Annotated in this window: 15 protein-coding genes; 7 read left to right on the top strand and 8 right to left on the bottom strand. The window is 64.1% G+C overall.

What is annotated here, in order from left to right; genetic code table 11:
• The first annotated feature begins 4 nt into the window (after positions 1 to 4).
• Complete coding sequence (locus ACVOLR_RS15650; protein WP_481537253.1) at positions 5 to 1,576, top strand: PepSY-associated TM helix domain-containing protein; 1,572 nt, start codon at positions 5 to 7, stop codon at positions 1,574 to 1,576.
• Positions 1,577 to 1,780: 204 nt separating this feature from the next.
• On the opposite strand, the gene ACVOLR_RS15645 is transcribed toward ACVOLR_RS15650, so the two are convergent.
• Positions 1,781 to 2,416: a response regulator transcription factor gene (locus ACVOLR_RS15645; RefSeq protein ID WP_481537252.1), complete on the bottom strand. Its 636-nt coding sequence runs from the start codon at positions 2,414 to 2,416 to the stop codon at positions 1,781 to 1,783.
• Positions 2,413 to 3,519 (bottom strand): sensor histidine kinase, encoded by a 1,107-nt coding sequence (locus ACVOLR_RS15640; protein ID WP_481537251.1) that lies wholly within the window; start codon positions 3,517 to 3,519, stop codon positions 2,413 to 2,415. The genes ACVOLR_RS15645 and ACVOLR_RS15640 overlap by 4 nt, the downstream gene beginning before the upstream one ends.
• Positions 3,520 to 3,685: 166 nt before the next feature.
• Here ACVOLR_RS15640 and ACVOLR_RS15635 point away from each other — a divergent pair, with 166 nt between their 5' ends.
• On the top strand, positions 3,686 to 4,408 hold the full coding sequence (locus ACVOLR_RS15635; RefSeq protein WP_481537250.1) for a DUF2306 domain-containing protein: 723 nt from the start codon (positions 3,686 to 3,688) through the stop codon (positions 4,406 to 4,408).
• A gap of 101 nt (positions 4,409 to 4,509) precedes the next feature.
• Here ACVOLR_RS15635 and phhA read toward each other — a convergent pair whose 3' ends face one another.
• Complete coding sequence (phhA, locus tag ACVOLR_RS15630) at positions 4,510 to 5,400, bottom strand: phenylalanine 4-monooxygenase (protein WP_481537249.1); 891 nt, start codon at positions 5,398 to 5,400, stop codon at positions 4,510 to 4,512.
• Positions 5,401 to 5,532: 132 nt separating this feature from the next.
• Between phhA and ACVOLR_RS15625 the strand changes: the two genes are divergently transcribed.
• A complete protein-coding gene (locus ACVOLR_RS15625) occupies positions 5,533 to 6,015 on the top strand; it encodes an Lrp/AsnC family transcriptional regulator (RefSeq protein WP_313319863.1) in 483 nt (160 codons plus the stop codon).
• A 154-nt stretch (positions 6,016 to 6,169) separates the two neighbouring features.
• Here ACVOLR_RS15625 and ACVOLR_RS15620 read toward each other — a convergent pair whose 3' ends face one another.
• Positions 6,170 to 7,204: a patatin-like phospholipase family protein gene (locus tag ACVOLR_RS15620; protein WP_481537248.1), complete on the bottom strand. Its 1,035-nt coding sequence runs from the start codon at positions 7,202 to 7,204 to the stop codon at positions 6,170 to 6,172.
• A gap of 282 nt (positions 7,205 to 7,486) precedes the next feature.
• A complete protein-coding gene (locus ACVOLR_RS15615) occupies positions 7,487 to 8,500 on the bottom strand; it encodes a TIGR00266 family protein (RefSeq protein ID WP_481517673.1) in 1,014 nt (337 codons plus the stop codon).
• 173 nt (positions 8,501 to 8,673) lie between these two features.
• On the opposite strand from ACVOLR_RS15615, the gene ACVOLR_RS15610 reads away from it, so the two are divergent.
• Entirely contained in the window at positions 8,674 to 10,977 is a 2,304-nt protein-coding gene (locus ACVOLR_RS15610; protein ID WP_481537247.1) for a TonB-dependent receptor, read from the top strand.
• Positions 10,978 to 11,349: 372 nt separating this feature from the next.
• Here ACVOLR_RS15610 and ACVOLR_RS15605 read toward each other — a convergent pair whose 3' ends face one another.
• The 3 genes from ACVOLR_RS15605 to ACVOLR_RS15595 all read right to left on the bottom strand — a co-directional run bounded on the left by ACVOLR_RS15605 (position 11,350) and on the right by ACVOLR_RS15595 (position 14,549).
• Positions 11,350 to 12,456: a glycoside hydrolase family 18 protein gene (locus ACVOLR_RS15605; RefSeq protein WP_481537246.1), complete on the bottom strand. Its 1,107-nt coding sequence runs from the start codon at positions 12,454 to 12,456 to the stop codon at positions 11,350 to 11,352.
• 301 nt (positions 12,457 to 12,757) lie between these two features.
• Complete coding sequence (locus ACVOLR_RS15600; protein ID WP_481537245.1) at positions 12,758 to 13,597, bottom strand: acid phosphatase; 840 nt, start codon at positions 13,595 to 13,597, stop codon at positions 12,758 to 12,760.
• A 127-nt stretch (positions 13,598 to 13,724) separates the two neighbouring features.
• On the bottom strand, positions 13,725 to 14,549 hold the full coding sequence (locus ACVOLR_RS15595; protein ID WP_481537244.1) for an ABC transporter ATP-binding protein: 825 nt from the start codon (positions 14,547 to 14,549) through the stop codon (positions 13,725 to 13,727).
• Positions 14,550 to 14,675: 126 nt separating this feature from the next.
• Between ACVOLR_RS15595 and ACVOLR_RS15590 the strand changes: the two genes are divergently transcribed.
• The 3 genes from ACVOLR_RS15590 to mutM all read left to right on the top strand — a co-directional run bounded on the left by ACVOLR_RS15590 (position 14,676) and on the right by mutM (position 17,188).
• Positions 14,676 to 15,878: a DesA family fatty acid desaturase gene (locus ACVOLR_RS15590; RefSeq protein WP_481537243.1), complete on the top strand. Its 1,203-nt coding sequence runs from the start codon at positions 14,676 to 14,678 to the stop codon at positions 15,876 to 15,878.
• Positions 15,875 to 16,204: an EF-hand domain-containing protein gene (locus tag ACVOLR_RS15585; RefSeq protein WP_481537242.1), complete on the top strand. Its 330-nt coding sequence runs from the start codon at positions 15,875 to 15,877 to the stop codon at positions 16,202 to 16,204. The genes ACVOLR_RS15590 and ACVOLR_RS15585 overlap by 4 nt, the downstream gene beginning before the upstream one ends.
• 171 nt (positions 16,205 to 16,375) lie before the next feature.
• Positions 16,376 to 17,188, top strand: a complete 813-nt coding sequence (mutM, locus tag ACVOLR_RS15580; RefSeq protein ID WP_481537241.1) for a bifunctional DNA-formamidopyrimidine glycosylase/DNA-(apurinic or apyrimidinic site) lyase — start codon at positions 16,376 to 16,378, stop codon at positions 17,186 to 17,188.
• Positions 17,189 to 17,315: the final 127 nt, after the last annotated feature.

The following is a 17,315-nucleotide window of genomic DNA, read 5'->3' as shown; positions in this document are numbered from 1 at the left end:
CTGCATGAAAATCCGTAGCGACATCATCAAGGTCTACAAGGATGTGCATATCTGGATTGGCATCGTCAGCGGGCTGATGCTGTTCATCGCCTTCTATGCCGGCTCGGTCACCATGTTCGAGAAGCCGCTGGAACGCTGGGCGACGCCGCCTTCAACGCTGTCGGCGGCACCGACGCTGCAACAGGCCGACGCGCTGGTGGCTGCGGTGCTTGCCGAGCACCCCAAAGCCGCATCGCGCTACTTCGTTTCGGTGCGCCCGCACGCCGACCAACCGGCGCGGGTGTACTGGCAGGAGCGTGCGCCCGGGCAGGGACGTCGCCAGTTCACCGAGTACGGCGCCAGCTTCGCTGCCGACGGCAGCCTGCAGGTGGCGCAGACGCGCAAGGCACCGGTAGCGCAGCTGGTGGATACGCTGCATCAGCTGGTTGGTCTGCCATTTCCGGACAAGATCGCGCGGCCGATCATGGGCGCGGTGGCGATGGCGTATGCGGTCGCCCTGGTATCGGGCCTGATCGTGTTGCTGATCACCTTGAGCAAGGATGTGTTCGCGCTGCGCATCGGCAAGAACATCAAACGCATGTGGCTGGATGCACACAACGCCTTGGGGCTATTCAGCCTGCCGTTCCACATCGTCATCGCACTGACCAGCGTGGTGTTCGCCTTCCACGACCAGTTCTACGATGCACAGGGCGCGGTGGTGTATCCGCAGGGCATCGAGTGGAGCGAAGAGCATGCCGAAGCGCCGGGTGGAGCCGCAGTGCTGCCGGCCGCCGAGTTGCTGCGCCGGGTAGAGCAGCAGCTGCCGGGCTTCGAGGTGCAGAGCTTTGGTTTCCAGAACAAGGACGGCCATGTTGAAGCAACGGTAACCGGACTGGATATCCGCCATGGAACGCGTGCGCGGGTTTATGCCAGCACGCATCTGGACCCGTATAGCGGGGAGGTGGATGCGCATGACCTGCCTGGCCACATGGATGGTTGGAACGGCGCGGTCAATGCGTTCTTCGCGCTGCATTTCGGCAGCTTTGGTGGTAACCCGGTACGTTGGCTGTACCTGCTGATGGGCCTGGCCGGTGCGGCGCTGTTCTACACCGGAAATCTGCTGTGGGTGGAATCGCGGCGACGCAAGCGCAAGGGCACGGAAACGCCGGTGCAGAAGCGTTCTGCCTGGATACTGGCCTGCCTGACCGTGGGCGTGTCGCTGGGTTGCGTGGCCGGCATTTCCGCCAGCATCGCCGCAACCAAATGGCTGCCATCGCTGGTTGCCGACCTGAAGGCCTGGCACACCGGCATCTATTACGCGGTGTTCGTCGCCGCCATCGCCTGGGCATTCCTGCGTGGGGCACCGCGCGCTGCAGTGGAGCTGCTGTGGTTGAGTGCGCTGTGTACCCTGGCGATTCCGTTGTCGAGCGTTGCCGGTGTCCTTGGAATCGGAGCTAGCTGGTATCACACCGGCAGCTGGCCGATTGATCTGACCGCAGCGCTGTCAGTGCCGGTGATGCTGTACATCGCACATCGCAGTCGGCTGCGCATGCAGCAGGGCCATACCGACAGCGTCTGGTCGCAAGGTAGTGCCTAGCCATGCTCGGCAGCGGCGTTACCGGCAAACCAGCTGTAGGAGCGGCGTCAGCCGCGAAGCCGGCAATGCTGCAATTGCCGATGTGTCCGCAATCTGAGGGTTCATCAGCTTCGCGGCTTACGCCGCTCCTACAGCCGCTGATGGATCACGAGTGAAGCCTCTGCCGAGCATGGCTCGGCACTACGGTTGCGCATCGGCAGATTGCTAGATCACCCGCAGGGTGATCGCCTTCAACACCGCGCGGGTGCGGTCGCGGGTGTCGAGCTTGTCGAGGATCGCCGAGACATAGTTCTTCACCGTACCTTCGGCCAGGAACAGGCTGCCGGCAATCTCGCGGTTGCTGTAGCCACCGGCCATCAGCCGCAGCACGGCGACCTCTTTCTGGCTGAACAATTCCTTGGGCGCGTCATCAGCGTGGTAGCGATAGCGCTGCCGAACCGCATCGGTACTCACCGGTTGCAACAAGGTCTGCCCGGCGATGGCGCGAACGATGGCGTCATGCAGGTCTTCCGGTGCTGCGTCCTTCAGCAGGAAGCCTTGTGCGCCGGCCTCGGTGGCACGCAGCAGCAGGTCGCTCTCGTCGAAGGTGGTCAGGAATACGCACGGTGTTTGATCGCCGCGTTCGCGCAGGGCCTTCAATGCCTGGATACCGTCCATGCCCGGCATGCGGATATCTGACAGGATCAGCTGCACCGGTTGTTGCGCCAGTTGTTCGAGCAAAGCTTCGCCGCTGTCGGCCTCGAACACGATGGTGATGCCAAGCTGCTGCAACAGGGCGCGCAGGCCGGCGCGGATCAGGGCCTGGTCGTCGACCAGGGCAATGCGGGGGGACTCGTTCATGCCGGCAATTGCACACGAATCTGCAAGGCACCGGAAGCGGCACGTTGCAATTGGAAGTTGCCGCCTTGTTCGTCGACCCGCTCGCGCATGCCGGTGAGCCCATTGCCTGCACGCGGCTCGCCACGTAGCTGGCCATCGTCTTCCATCGCCAGCAGCAGCTGGCCATCGTGGCGCTGCAGGGATACCTGAAGCACCTTGGCATCGCTGTGGCGGGCGCTGTTGGTGAGGGCTTCCTGCACGCAGCGCAGGATGGTTTCGGCTTTGGCGGTGTCGCTGAGCTGCACGTCTTCGTCCAACTGCAGCTGCAGGCGTGGGCGCGGCAGTGGTGCGGCCAGGGCGTGCAGGGCGGTGTCCATATCGAGCTGGCCGCTGTCGCGCAGGCAATGCACCACGGCGCGGATATCGCCCAGCAGCTCGGCGGACAGCTGTTCGCACAAGGTCAGCTCGGGCGCTGCATCGGTGCGCGCAGCTAATGCACGAAGGTGCAGGCGCAGGGCAGTGAGCTTGTGCCCGGCGACATCGTGCAATTCACGCGACAGGCGCAGTCGTTCCATGTCGCGCGATCTTTCCGCGAGCAGGGCGCGGGTGGCCAGCAGGTCGGCATTGACCTGGGCCAGCCGGTCGCGGGCCTGTTCGGCGCTGCGCGCGTAATGTGTGGTCAGCATGGCAAAGGCCTGGAAGCCGGCAAAGATCAGCACCACTGCGGCAGGATGGCTGTGGATGCCGCGCAGGACCAGGTACATGCCCAGGTTGACCAGCAGCATCACCACCAGGCTGATGCGCAGCGGCCAGCTCATCGCCACCTGTGCAGCCAGCATCACCAGCAAGGCCGGCGCGACGCCGCTGCTGGCAGCCAGACGGATCACCGCCAGTGCTGCCAGGGCTTCGATCAGCAGCGCCACGCTGCGTTGTGGCGAGGGCCGCTCGTAGCTGGCGGCAAACAGGAATGCGAGCAGGAACAGCAGGGCACTGCCCCAGCGCAGTGCGAGCTGCTCGGCGGAGCCATAGGGCAGGGTGGCCGCTACCGCCACCCAGGTCAGCAGGCCGGCGAGGTTGAGCGGGTGCAGCAGCCGGTGCAAGCGCGAACGGGGAGTGATTTCCATGCCTGCATGCTGGTGGGCGCGGGCGCCAGCGGCAAGGGGTGCGATGCAGAAAGTGACTTCCGGCAGGGTCGATCAGTGACTGCCGCAACTGCTGTGGTCGCAGCGGCTAACGCACGCTGTGCACAGGCCATCGCATTCGCCGGCCACCACTGAAGAGATCGCTGTCATGCCCGGATATTCCCTGATCGTCGCGCTGCATGTGCTGGCTGGCGTGGTCGCCTTGGTCGGCTTCTGGTCGGCGGCGTTCATGAAGAAAGGCTCGCCCCGGCATCGCGCGCTGGGCAAGGTGTATCTGGTAGCGATGGCGGTGATCGTGGTTACCGCTTTGCCGATCACCATCCAGTTCGCGTTCTTCCGCCAGCAGCCGCTGTCGGCCTTGTTCCTCGCCTATTTGATGGCAATCACCGGCAACGCTACGTGGTTGGCGTGGCGCGCAGTTACCGACAAGCGCGACTGGAAGCAGCTGGTGTCGCGGCCGGGCTGGCATCTGGCGCTGTGGCCGATGGTTATCCTGGCGCTGGTGGTTGTCGGCACCGGCATCCAGCACCGTCAGCCCTTGTTCCTGGGTTTCTCGTCGATTGGCCTGTGGGTTGGCTGGCGCATGCTGAAGTTCGCCCGCCGTGGCCCGTCGCGTCCGGACTGGGCGTTCCGTCAGCACTACCAGTCGATTCTGGGTGCCGGCATTGCTACCCATGTGGCGTTCCTCGGTATCGGCATGCGCCCGGTATGGCAGTGGCTGCTTGCGCACACCACCGTGCCGGCGTTGTTGATCGAGTTGTTCCCGTGGGCGGCACCGTTGCTGGTGGCGGTGATCGTTGGCGTCTACCTGGACCGCAAGTACGGCGGTCGGCGGGTGGCCAAGGCTGCAGCGGGCAAAGCGGTGCAGTGAGCTGCAGGCTTCCGGCTGCGTTTCGCTTACCGGGGCCAGGTGGGACGCATACGAAGAAGCCGCCCTTGGGCGGCTTCTTCTGTTCCGGCAAGAGGTCTGGCTTAGACGTCGCCGCCTTCAGCCCAGCCTTCGCCGCTGCCCCGCTGGAACACCGTGTCACCGGCCTGCACATCACCTGCCGGCAGATGCTCGGCATCGGCAAGGCGTGCGTAGATCGGGGTGAAGTCCGGCTCGGTGGCGGCCATCAGCTGCTCGAAGCCATCGATGACGAAGTAGCTCTTCTGGAAGGTATCGATGCGGTAGCGGGTGCGCATGATCCGCTCCAGATCAAAACCAATCCGGTTCGGTGCGGCCGACTCCAGCGAGTACAACGACTCACCCTTGGACGACACGATGCCGGCGCCATAGATGCGCAGGCCGTCGGCGGTATTGATCAGGCCGAACTCCACCGTGTACCAGTACAGGCGGGTCAGGTTCTGCAGTGCGTCCGGGCCGATCGCATGCGCTTTGACGCCACCACGGCCGTAGGCGGCCATGTAGTCAGCGAACACCGGGTTCATCAGCAGCGGCACATGCCCGAACAGGTCGTGGAACAGGTCGGGTTCGGCGATGTAATCGATCTGGTCCGGGCGGCGGATCCACCAGGTCACCGGGAAGCGGCGGTTGGCCAGGTGATCGAAGAAGTCGAGCTCGGGCAGCAGCCCCTCCACCCCGACCAGGGTCCAGCCGGTGGCCGCGCCCAGCACTTCATTGAGCTGGTCGAAGCGCGGAATCATGTGCTCGCTCATACCCATCTCGTCCTGGGCATCGAGGAATTCCTGGCAGGCACGGCCGACCAGCAGCTCGCGCTGGCGCTGGTACAAGGTGCTCCAGGTCGCATGGTCGTCGGCGCTGTAGCCGTCCCAGGGCTGCTCCACCACGGCGGTGGTATAGACCGGCACGTAACCCTTGTCGGTCTGCTGGTGTTCGACGCGGCGCGGGTTGGCTTCCATGACGGCAGCTCCTGAAGGGAATAAGTAACCGCATGGTAGGAAGCCTGCCGCGCAACAGGTGTGCGTAATTGCGCTGACAACCGGTTCTAACGCAATATTGTTGCGTCACTTCAATGCTGCGGAGCAACAAAGATGGCTTCGGTGAACCTTGATCGCACGGATCTGCGGCTTCTGGTCGAAATACAGCAGCATGGCCGCGCCACCAATGCCGAACTCGCGGCGCGAGTGAATCTGTCAGCGTCGGCCTGCCTGCGGCGGGTGCAGCGGCTGGAGGCGGAGGGGGTGATTGCCGGCTATGGCGCACGCCTGGAGCCGCGCGCGATCGGGCTGGGATTGCAGGCCTTCGTGCGCGTGCAGTTATCCAAGCATGGGCAGGCGGCGATCGATCATTTCGTGCAGGCGGTGCAGCTCTGGGACGAGGTGGTGGCCTGCCATGCGCTGACCGGCGACATGGACTATCTGCTGCAGGTCTACGTACGCGACCTGGACCACTTCTCTGAGTTCCTGCTGGACAAGCTGCTCAATGCGGCCGGTGTGGCCGACGTCAATTCCAGCTTCGTGCTGCGCACGGTGAAGGAGTTCCGTGCTCTGCCGCTGTCGCAGTTGGGGCGGTAGTGATTTTGCTTGAGGCCTTAAAGCCCCTCTCCCGCGTGGCGGGAGAGGGGTTGGGGTGAGGGCGCTTTTGCTGTTGAGCTCTTGATCTGAAGGTCTATCGGCTTCGCGGCTTACGCCGCTCCTACAAAAGACTCTATTGCCCTGCCGCTGATCCTTAACGCGCTGGCGCGCTGCAGTTCTTCTCGACACCACGCAGCTTCTCGATGCGGCTACGGCTGTCCTGGCAACGCTGATGTGCTTCGGCCTGCACGGCGGCGGCACGTGCGTCGGCATTGCGCGCGGTGGCAACACGCGCCTGCTGCAGGCGGGCAATACCCGCACGGATCTGCGGCATCGCCGCCATCGCCGCCTTCTCGCCTTCGAGGATGGCGCGGCCACGCTGCTCGAAATCGGCCGCGCCGATGTCCAGCACCGCCGGGCGGATCACTACGTCGGCACGCGCAAGTTCCTGCTCACCCAGGCGCTGGCCCATGATGGTGATCGACTGGCCCACCGCACCCAGCAGGCCGGTCGGGCGCTGGCCGGTGGCGCGGCTGGAGATATCCACTGCGATCACGAATTCCGCACCCAGTTGCTTGGCAGCGTCCACCGGCACCGGGCTGACCACGCCGCCGTCGACATAACTCTTGCCACCGATGATCACCGGCTCGAACACGCCGGGAATTGAGCTGGAAGCGCGCACCGCCTGGCCGACATTGCCGCGCACGAATACCGCGCGCTCACCGGTTTCCAGCTGCGTGGCGACCGCCGCGAATGGCTTCTTCAGCTGTTCGGCGCGCTTGTTGCCAACCTGCGCGTTGACGTAGTCCTGCAGCTTCTGGCCCTGCACCAGACCGCCGGAGAACAGGCGGATATCGCGGATGCTGGCTTCATCCAGCGCGACGGCCTTCTGCTGCATCTGGAAGGCGTCCATGCCGCTGGCATACAACGCACCCACCACGCTGCCAGCGCTGGTGCCGGATACCACCACCGGCTCGAAGCCATTGGCTTCCAGCATCTTGATCACGCCGATATGGGCGAAACCCTTGGCCGCGCCACCGCCCAGCGCCACACCGATCTTGACCGGCCTTACCGGCGTGGTCGGCTGCACCGCTGCGGGCGGGGTGGGCTTGGTGTTCTCGCCGCCGCAGGCTGCCAGCAGGCCGAACAAGGAGAGGGACAGCAGCAGACGGGCGTTGCGCGCTTTCATGATGAACAGGGGTATTGGAAAGGGCGCCAGCATAGCGCTTTGCGCTGGGAGGGCACGTGGCAGCAAGCGGAGCCGTTTAGGTGGGGCTGCGATTCGGGTTCAGTGTGCTGAGGAAAAGAGATCGTCATCCCCGCGTAGGCGGGGATCGCTCTGGCTTTTGAGGTTAAGACCTAGAGCAAAAGCAAAGGCAGGAGCGATTCCCGCCTACGCGGGAATGACGAGGCAAGGGCTGGGAGCCAAAGCAAAGCCACCTTTTACGCTGGGCTTTGCTCCAGCCAGCAATCAGAACTTGTTATCCCCATCCAGCAAGCGCCCCAGCCCGCCCAGCACCGAGCCTTCACCGCGGCTCTGCCCGCCACCCTGCGGCGCAGCGGCAAACATGCGGCCTGCCAGGCGCGAGAACGGCAGCGACTGCAGCCATACCTTGCCGGGGCCGGTCAGGGTGGCCAGGAATACGCCTTCGCCACCGAAGAACATGCTCTTCAACCCAGCCACGCGGCGCACGTCCATGTCCACGCCGGCGTGGTAAGCGACCACGCAGCCGGTATCAACATCGATACGCTCACCCGCGGCCAGCTCACGCTCCACCACGCAGCCACCGGCGTGCACGAACACCCAGCCATCGCCTTCGAGCTTCTGCATGATGAAGCCCTCGCCGCCGAACAGGCCGGTCATCACCTTGCGCTGGAAATGCACGCCGACCTGCACGCCGCGCGCGCCGGCCAGGAAGCTGTCCTTCTGGCAGATCAGCTTGCCGCCGTGCTGGTCCAGCTTCATCGGGATCACCGTGCCGGGGTAGGGCGCGGCGAAGGCGACCTTGGCCTTGCCGTTGCCGGTGTGGGTGAACACGGTGGCGAACAGGCTTTCACCGGTGATCACACGCTTGCCGGCCGACATCAGCTTGTCCATGAAGCCGCCGCCCTGGCCCTCGTGGCGGCCATCGCCGAACACGGTGTCCATCTGCACGGTTGAATCCTTGAACATCAGCGCGCCGGCCTCGGCAATCGCGCTTTCACCGGGGTCGAGTTCGATTTCCACGAACTGCATCTCATGCCCGATGATGCGGAAGTCGATATCGTCGGCACGATTGCCCCTGCCACCTACCGGCGGCGGCATCGGCGGCGGGCCGGCCTGGCCGCCGAAGTCGGCGATTTCGGTCACCGCCTGCCAGCCCTGCATGCCCTCGCGCCAGGCCAGTGCCTGGCGGCTACCCTGGGCAAAGCGGCGCGCGGCCTCGTCGTCCATCGGGCCGACGCGGTCGGCCTGGCCGGGAATATGGAAATACCACTGGGTCATGACAAGGTGCCTGGGCGGGAAGTAAGTGCCAAGTCTATGCGGCGGACGGGCTTCACACCCCTGACAGGCGTCATGCCGCTGAATACCTGAACGATTGCGATACGAATGTTGTACTGCAACAATTAAATGCTAGGCGCAGTTCCCCATTCCTCCTCAACAGGCCCTTCTCCGCCATGTCCCCGACCCGTACCGTCCGCCGCCGCCTGCCGGCTGCGCATCCGCTGTTTGTTGCCGTTCTCGCCGTACTGCCACTCACCGCTGCCGCGCAGGATGCGACCCCGGCCCAGAAGCAAGCCGCCACGCTGGATGCGGTGAAGGTCACCGCCGCACGCAAGGTGGAGAACATCCAGGACGTGCCAGTGTCGATCAGCACCGTCAGCGGCGAGAAGCTTGATGCGCTGGCCTCCGGTGGTACCGACGTGCGTTACCTGTCCGGCCGCGTGCCCAGCCTGAACATCGAATCCTCGTTCGGCCGTGCCTTCCCGCGCTTCTACATCCGCGGCTACGGCAACACCGACTTCCGTCTGAATACCTCGCAGCCGGTCTCGCTGGTATACGACGACATCGTGCAGGAAAACCCGATCCTGAAGGGCTTCCCGATCTTCGACGTGGATCAGGTGGAAGTGCTGCGCGGCCCGCAGGGCTCGCTGTTCGGCCGCAACACCCCGGCCGGCGTGGTCAAGTTCGACTCGGTGCGTCCGTCGCAGGAGTTCGAAGGCTACGGCAAGGTCGGCTACGGCAGTGACAATCTGTGGAATGTTGAAGCCGCCGTCGGTGGCGCGCTGAGCGCGCGCTGGTCGGCCCGCGTGTCGGCCCTGTACCAGCGCCGCGACGACTGGGTGAAGAACACCGGCACCGGCCCGAACGATGGCCTGGAAGGTTATGACGAGTCGGCTGTGCGTGCGCAGTTCCTGTACGAAGGCGACAACTTCGAAGCACTGTTGGGCGCGCACAAGCGCCACCTCAACGGCACCGCACGCCTGTTCCGCGGCAACATCTTCAAGAAGGGCAGCAACGACTTCGTGCCCGGCTTCGACCCGGACAAGGTATCGATCGACGGCCTGAACCATTCCGAGCTCGACAGCAGCGGTGCCAATGCGCGCCTGAGCTGGGACCTTGGCAACTACAAGCTGTCCTCGATCACCGGTTACGAGACCGTTGATACCTTCAGCGTCGGCGACATCGACGGCACCTCCGGCCCGTACTTCACCGAAGACGTACCGTTCGCCTCGGAAACCGCCGATGGCATTCCCAGCCACTCGCAGTGGACCCAGGAACTGCGTCTTGAGTCGCAGAACGAAGGCCCGCTGAACTGGCAGACCGGCGTGTTCTATTTCAAGGAAGACTACGACGTCGACAGCGTCAGCTACGACACCACCAACGGCAGCAAGCAGGATGGCTTCCAGCGCATCAACCAGACCAACGATGCCTGGGCAGTATTCGGCGGCCTGAACTTCCAGGCCACCGACAAGCTGGAACTGCGCGCCGGTGTGCGTTACACCGTCGACAAGAAGGACCTGAAGGTCAAGGATTACTGGAACACCGGCTACGCGCCGTGCGTGTTGTCCAGCAAGTGCGACCTCGCTGGCCTGCTCGCCGCGCAGCAGGCGGCCTATGCCAAGGGCGACGCTGTCGATCCCTATCTGTCGGCCTCGACCAAGGACAAGAAGTTCAACTGGGACTTCTCGGCCACCTACGCCGTCAATGACACGGTCAACGTCTACGGCCGCGTTGCCACCGGCTTCCGTGGCAGCTCGATCCAGTCGGCGGGTGCGTTCAACAACAAGACCGTCGCCGATCCGGAAACCGTGCTGTCCTTCGAAGCCGGCGTAAAGGCGGATTTCTGGGACAACCGCGCGCGTTTGAACGCCAGCATCTACCACTACCGGGTCAAGGACCAGCAGCTGACCGCCGTGGGTGGTGTTGATGGCAACGCCAACATCCTGCTCAATGCCGACAAGAGCGTGGGCCAGGGCTTCGAGTTGGATCTGCAGGCCTACCTGACCGACAACCTGCTGGTCACCCTGGGCAGCGGCTACAACCATACCGAGATCAAGGATTCGGATCTGGACGTGGCGCCGTGCTTCGACTGCGAAGTGACCGACCCGATCGTCAACGGCAAGGCGCGGATCAACGGCAACCCGCTGCCGCAGGCACCAGAGTGGACCCACAACATGACCGCGCGCTGGTCGCTGCCGTTGGCCGATGGCACCCAGCTGTACGTGTTCACCGACTGGGTCTATCGCAGCGAAGTGAACTTCTTCCTGTACGAATCCAAGGAATTCACCGGCAAGTCGCTGCTTGAAGGCGGCCTGCGCGTGGGTTACCAGTGGAATGACGGTGATTACGACGTGGCGCTGTACGGCCGCAACATCACCAACCAGATCCGCGCCACCGGCGGCATCGACTTCAACAACCGCACCGGCTTCATCAACGAGCCGCGTCTGTGGGGCGTGGAGTTCAAGACCCGCTTCTAAGCACAGGTTTGTGTGATGTAACGAAGAAGGCGCGGAGCAATCCGCGCCTTCTGCCTTTCTGTAGTGCCGAGCCATGCTCGGCAACGGGCCTTACCGATAGCCTGCCGAACATCTTGTGGGAGTGGCGTAAGCCGCGAAGCCGAGGGCCGATCAGATTGCGGTAGTGCTTGCGATTGAAGCAATGCAGGCTTCGCGGTTTACGCCGCTCCCACAAAGCCGCGTCGGTGAAGCCCCTGCCGAGCATGGCTCAGCACTACTTGGCGCTGCAGCGCGCGGCCAATCTAGCCCCTCTCCCGCATGCGGGAGAGGGGTTGGGGTGAGGGCAGCTTTTGCGGGGAAGGCCTCTGCCGAGCATGGCTCGGCACTACCGGATCAGCGCAATGCCTCATGCAACACATCAAGCAACTGCTCGTTGTCATCCCCGCGTTGCTCCCAATACATGATGCCGCCCAGGCCCTGCTGTTTCACGTAGTTGGCCTTGATCAGCAGTGATTGCGGATCGTCGTAGCTGATCATGCGTCGCTCCTTGGCATTCCACAGCCACGGCACCTGCGCCTCATCATCCCAAAGTCGCTGCCAGTCCGGCGCGTTGAGACGGGTGTGGACGATGTCACGCCAGGTGATGAAGCCACCTTCCTTGGTGAACTTCTGGAAACGACCATTGTTGTCGGTGCCGACATCACCAAAGGTGCGGCCATAGAACGGCACGCCGACATTGATCTTGGCAGCCGGCACGCCCGCATCAAGGAAGTACTTCACCGCATCCACGGTGGTGCGACCCTGCGGAGTAGCCAGCGATGAGCGCGCAAGCCCGGAATGATGGCCGGTGGTCTTGGTCAGGCTGCCGTAGAAGTCGTAGGTCATCAGATTGATCCAATCCAATGACTGCGCGATGCGCGGTAGTTCCAAACCTTCCGCGGCGCGGCCTTCGGCGGCAGCAATGGTCAGCAGGTAGTGACGCTTGCCATTGCCCTCGCGGTCCAGGCGCGCACGCAGCTCCTCCAGCAACACGGTGAAGTTCTGGCGATCATCCGGGCTGTGGCTGATGTCGGCGTCACCGAGGGTTGGGTACTCCCAATCGATATCCAGACCATCGAGCTTGAACTGGTGCATCAGCGCGACGCTGCTGTCGATGAAACGCGCGCGTGCGGGCGCGCTGGCAGCGGCCTCGGAGAAATTGCCGGCACCCCAGCCACCAATCGACAGCACGATCTGCAGTGAGGGGTTGTCGACGCGCTTGGCGACCACGGCATGCAGGCGTGCCGGATCGACGTTCTCGGGCAAGTAAACCGTGCCATCGAGGCGGACCACGGCGAAGGCGAAATTCACCACGTCGAGCTTCTGTGCCGACAACTGCAGCGGCTCGGGGCTGTCCATCACATAGCCGATCAGGCGCGGCGTCTGTGCCTGCACGGCGAAGGGCAGCAATGCAGCGAGCAACAGCGCATGCAGGCGTGGACTGCGAAGGAGTACAGGCATGAGAGGTCCCGTAATGAGAGGACCCCGAACTGTAACCGCAGGCGCTCATCAAGGCACAAGGCAGTGACGTTGGAAACCATCGTGCCACTGTAGAGCCGAGCCATGCTCGGCTGGGGCGGTACCGGTAGCCCTGCCGAACGAAGGGTTTGTAGGAGCGGCGTCAGCCGCGAAGCCCGCATTGTTTGAATAGCAGGTTTTTAGGCGATCAGATAGACCATCCGCTTAGCGGCTGACCCCCCAACCCCACAAAAAGATGCTCCGGACCCCGATGCCGAGCATGGCTCGGCACTACAGGTGAGGCTCAGCGCGCTTCGGGGATGTCCGAGGTCAGCGCTGCGGTCTCCGCAGCGCAATCACGCGGCAGCGGCTGCTTGAGCGTGCGTGCATGGGCAAGCTCTTCGCGTGCCTTGGCCAGGTCGGCGACAAACGCGTGGTTGTCATGCAGCCGCGCTACGGTCGCTGAACCCATGAACTGGCCCTGCTGCACGTCGCTATACCAATGCACGTTGCAGACCAGACGGCTGTGGCCGTAATTGCGACCGCGTTCAATCAAGGCGGTGGCATGGTCGGGATCGATCTCCGACAGGATCAGGCCCCAGGCCCAGCCGATCGACGTATGCCCGGACGGATAGGAGCCACTCTTGCGCAGGCCTTCTTCATCGTCCGGCGTGCAGGTCGGCGCGTTGTTGACCATGAACGGGCGCGGGCGCTGATAGTGCGTCTTTGCCGCCTTGGTGGCGGCGCTGGCATCGATGCGGCTGCGCTCCAGCAGGCGGTAAAGCACCGGCGTGGTCTTGGCAGTGACCGCCACGCCCAGCGCGCAGCTGAACTGGTCGGCGCCGGCCGGGAAGCTCAGGTCGGCATCGGTATGCGCCTGTGCGAAGCGTGCGCTGCCTTGCATGCTCAGCGCCTGGCTGGCGACGGCCTCATCCAGCTGTGCCGATGCCGAGCCGGGAGCGGGCGGAGCCGGGCTCAGTGCAAGACTGTCGGGGATGGCCGTACCGGTCAGATAGCCGATGGCCTTGGTGCTGGAGTTGCCGCCTGCGGTGGAAGGCAGGGTGGGGGTGCTGGAACAGGCACTGAGCACGGCGGCCAGCGCGAGGGCGGCGCCGAAGCGCAGCGAGGCAACAGAAGATGACATTGCGAGGACAACGGGAATACGGGAGCGGGCGGGCATCATCGCACCAACTGCTGCGCTCTGCCCCTCTCTTTGGTGAAGCCAAGGAGAGGGTTGGGGACGGGCGCTTTGCCCTTCAAGCAAATCCGACCTACAAACCGCCTACCCAAGCCGACATCCGTCCATCATCCTCGCGCACCTCAATCGGCCCGCCGAACACCTCCGACAGCGGCCCCGAGCGCAGCAGCTCGGCGCGACGGCCATCGGCAAAGATGCGGCCACCCTTCATCAGCACCACGCGATTGATCTCCGGAATCACTTCCTCGATGTGGTGGGTAACCAGTACCAGGGTGATTCCCTGCTGGGCGAGGTTACGCATGCTGTCGATCAGGTGCTGGCGCGAGATCAGGTCAAGGCCGGTGGACGGCTCGTCCAGCAGCAGCGCCTTGGGCTGGTTGACCAGCGCCCTGGCGATCAGCACGCGGCGGGTTTCCCCGGCGGACAGCTCGGCATAGCTGCGGCCCAGCAGGGGCAGGGCACGCGCCAGCTCCAGTGCATGCCGCGCGCGTTGGCGCATGGCGTCGGTGACGTCGCGATGCGCCGGCACCACAAAGCTGGCAAAGAAGCCGGCGATCACTGCTTCCTCCACGGTCAGCCCAGGCATGCTGGACAGGTTGCTGGACAGGTCGCCGGTGACGATGCCGAGCTGCGCGCGCAGCCGGTCCACCTGCCAGCGGGTCTGGCCCATCACCTTGACCGGCACATGGCCGTCGGCGCGCGCCAGCGGATAAAGCTCGCGCGTGATCAGTTTGATGAATGAGGACTTGCCGCAGCCGTTCGGCCCGAGGATGGCGGTGTGCTGGCCCTGCTCGATGCGCAGGTTCAGCTCGTGCAGCACGCGGACCTGGCCGCGAATGACGCAGGCATGGTCCAGTTCGATCAGGGGGGCCGCTTCGGCGACGGGAGCAATGGACATTCAGTTGGAGGCGGCAGCTGAGGATTCGACCAACGGACCTGCCGCCGGTGGATGAAGTTTGCGCTGACAGCCCCCATCATGTGTAGCACTGGTTTCATCTGGCACCGACTGCCTGGAGTGTTCGCGATGTCCGACGCCCTGCTCGATTTCCTTACCGGAGGCATTGCCGGCCTGGGTTGGTGGGGCATGCTGGCGGTGTTGCTGGTGTTCACCCAGCTCACCATCTTCGCGGTCACCTTGTACCTGCATCGCAGCCAGGCCCATCGCGGCGTTGATTTCCACCCGCTGGTATCGCACGTATTCCGCTTCTGGGTGTGGTTGACCACATCGATGATCACCCGCGAGTGGGTGGCCATCCACCGCAAGCACCACGCCAAGGTGGAGACCGAGGAAGACCCGCACAGCCCGGTCACCAAGGGCATCAATAACGTGTTCTGGCGCGGCGTGGAGCTGTACCGCGAAGCCCGCGCGCTGCGTGGCGATATCGAGCAGTACGGGCGCGGTGCGCCGGAGGACTGGATCGAGCGCAAGCTCTATACCCCGCACGCCAACCTTGGTCCGATCCTGCTGTTCGTGATCAACACGGTGCTGTTTGGCCTGCCCGGCATCGCGCTATGGGCGATCCAGATGGCGTGGATTCCGTTCTGGGCCGCAGGCGTGGTCAATGGCCTCGGCCATTGGTGGGGCTATCGCAATTTTGAATCGGCCGACACCTCGACCAACCTCACGCCGTGGGCGTTCTGGATCGGTGGCGAAGAACTGCATAACAACCATCATGCCTTCCCAAGCTCGGCACGTTTCTCGATGCGCCGTTGGGAGTTCGATATCGGCTGGCAGATGATCCGCCTGTTGCAGTTCCTTCGCCTGGCCAAGGTACTGCGGGTTGCGCCGACGATGGACATCCGTCCGAACATCGCTGTGCCCGATGCAGATACCTTGAAAGCACTGTTGTCGCATCGCTTCCAGGCGATGACCGATTACCAGCGCAATGTATTCGCGCCTGCCTTGAAGGAAGAAGCGGCTGCTGCAGGCGCCAAGCTGCGCAAGCTGTTGCCGCGACGCATGCGCAAGGGACTGGTCAATGATGGCCGTTGGCTCAAACCCGATTGCCGCGCGCAGTTGCAGAGCTGGGTGCAGCAACGCCCCCGCATCAAGCTGCTGGTCGAGCACCGGGCGCGTCTGTCTGCCTTGTTGGAAGCACGCAGCCATGATGCCGCCGAGCGCCTGCGCCAGCTGCAGCAGTGGTGCCAGGAAGCCGAAGCCAGCGGCAGCGCTGCATTGCAGGCTTATGCCGCGCGCCTGAAAGGCTATTCGCTCAGCGCCGCATGAAAACTATTGCCCTTCTTTTCCTGCTTGCTGCCTCGTTGCCAGCCATTGCCCAGGTGCAGGACACCAACGCCTACCTGCAACGTATGGACAGCGACGGCGATGGCCGGGTCAGCCCGGACGAATACCTGCAGTGGATGCTGTACGCCTTCGACAACATGGACCGCAATGGCGATGGCGTGCTGCAGCCGGATGAGCAGCCGGGCGGACGTGGCAAACCGATCAGCCGCGAAGAACAGCGCAAGGTGATCCTGGCCCGTTTCGCGCGCCAGGACGCCAACAGCGACGGCTACCTGAGCGCCCGCGAGCTGATGGCGCCACCGCGCTGATCAAGACCTATGAAATTTTGATTGTGGGAGCGGCGTAAGCCGCGAGGCTACCAATCCAGCCGAAGCCGATGGCGCATTGCAATCGATACAGGTCCGTCGTTCGTCATCACCAGCTTCACGGCTCACGCCGTTCCCACAAAAGCAATCAAACACAAACGCCTTGAGACTCGCATGCCAGAACTACCCGAAGTAGAAACCACCCGGCGCGGGCTGGAGCCGCATCTGCTGGAACGCCGCATCCACGGTGTGATCCTGCGCCGGCCGGATCTGCGTTGGCCGATTCCCGTCGAGATCGAACAGCTGCTGCCGGGCCAGCGCATCGAGGCGATCCGTCGTCGCGCCAAATACCTGCTGCTGGATACCGAACTGGGCAGCGCGGTGTTGCACTTGGGCATGTCCGGCAGTCTGCGGGTGCTGCCAGGCGACACACCGGTGCGTGCGCACGACCATGTGGATATCAGCCTGGAAGACGGCCGCCTGCTGCGCTTCAACGATCCGCGTCGTTTCGGTTGCCTGTTATGGCAGCCAGCAGGCGAAACGCACGAGCTGCTGGCTGGACTTGGTCCGGAACCGCTGGAGGATGAGTTTGATGGCGACTATCTGTTCCAGCGTAGCCGTGGACGCAAGGCGCCGATCAAGACTTTCCTGATGGACCAGGGGATTGTTGTCGGCGTCGGCAATATCTACGCGGCGGAAAGCCTGTTCATGGCCGGCATCAATCCCTTGCGCGAAGCCGGCAAGGTATCGCGGGCGCGCTACCAGCGCCTTGCCGATGCGGTGAAGGAAATCCTGGGTCATGCGATCACCCGTGGCGGGACCACTTTGCGCGACTTCATCAGCCCCGATGGTGCGCCGGGTTACTTCGAACAGGAGCTGCTGGTGTACGGACGCGAAGGCGAGAACTGCAAGCAATGTGGACGTGCACTGCGCTATGCCAGCATAGGCCAGCGGGCAACGGTGTGGTGCGGGTATTGCCAGCGCTGAGGTGACACACCTGTAGTGGGGGGGGGGGGGGGGGGGGCGGGGGGGGGGGGGGGGGGGGGGGGGGGGGGGGGCGGGGGGGGCGGCCGCCGCGGGCGGGGGGCGCCGGGGGCGGGCGGCGCGCCGCGGC

This window comes from Stenotrophomonas sp. STEN030 (genome assembly GCF_056759995.1).
The sequence above is the reverse complement of the archived record's forward strand: the minus strand, read 5'-3'. Positions and strand labels throughout refer to the sequence as shown.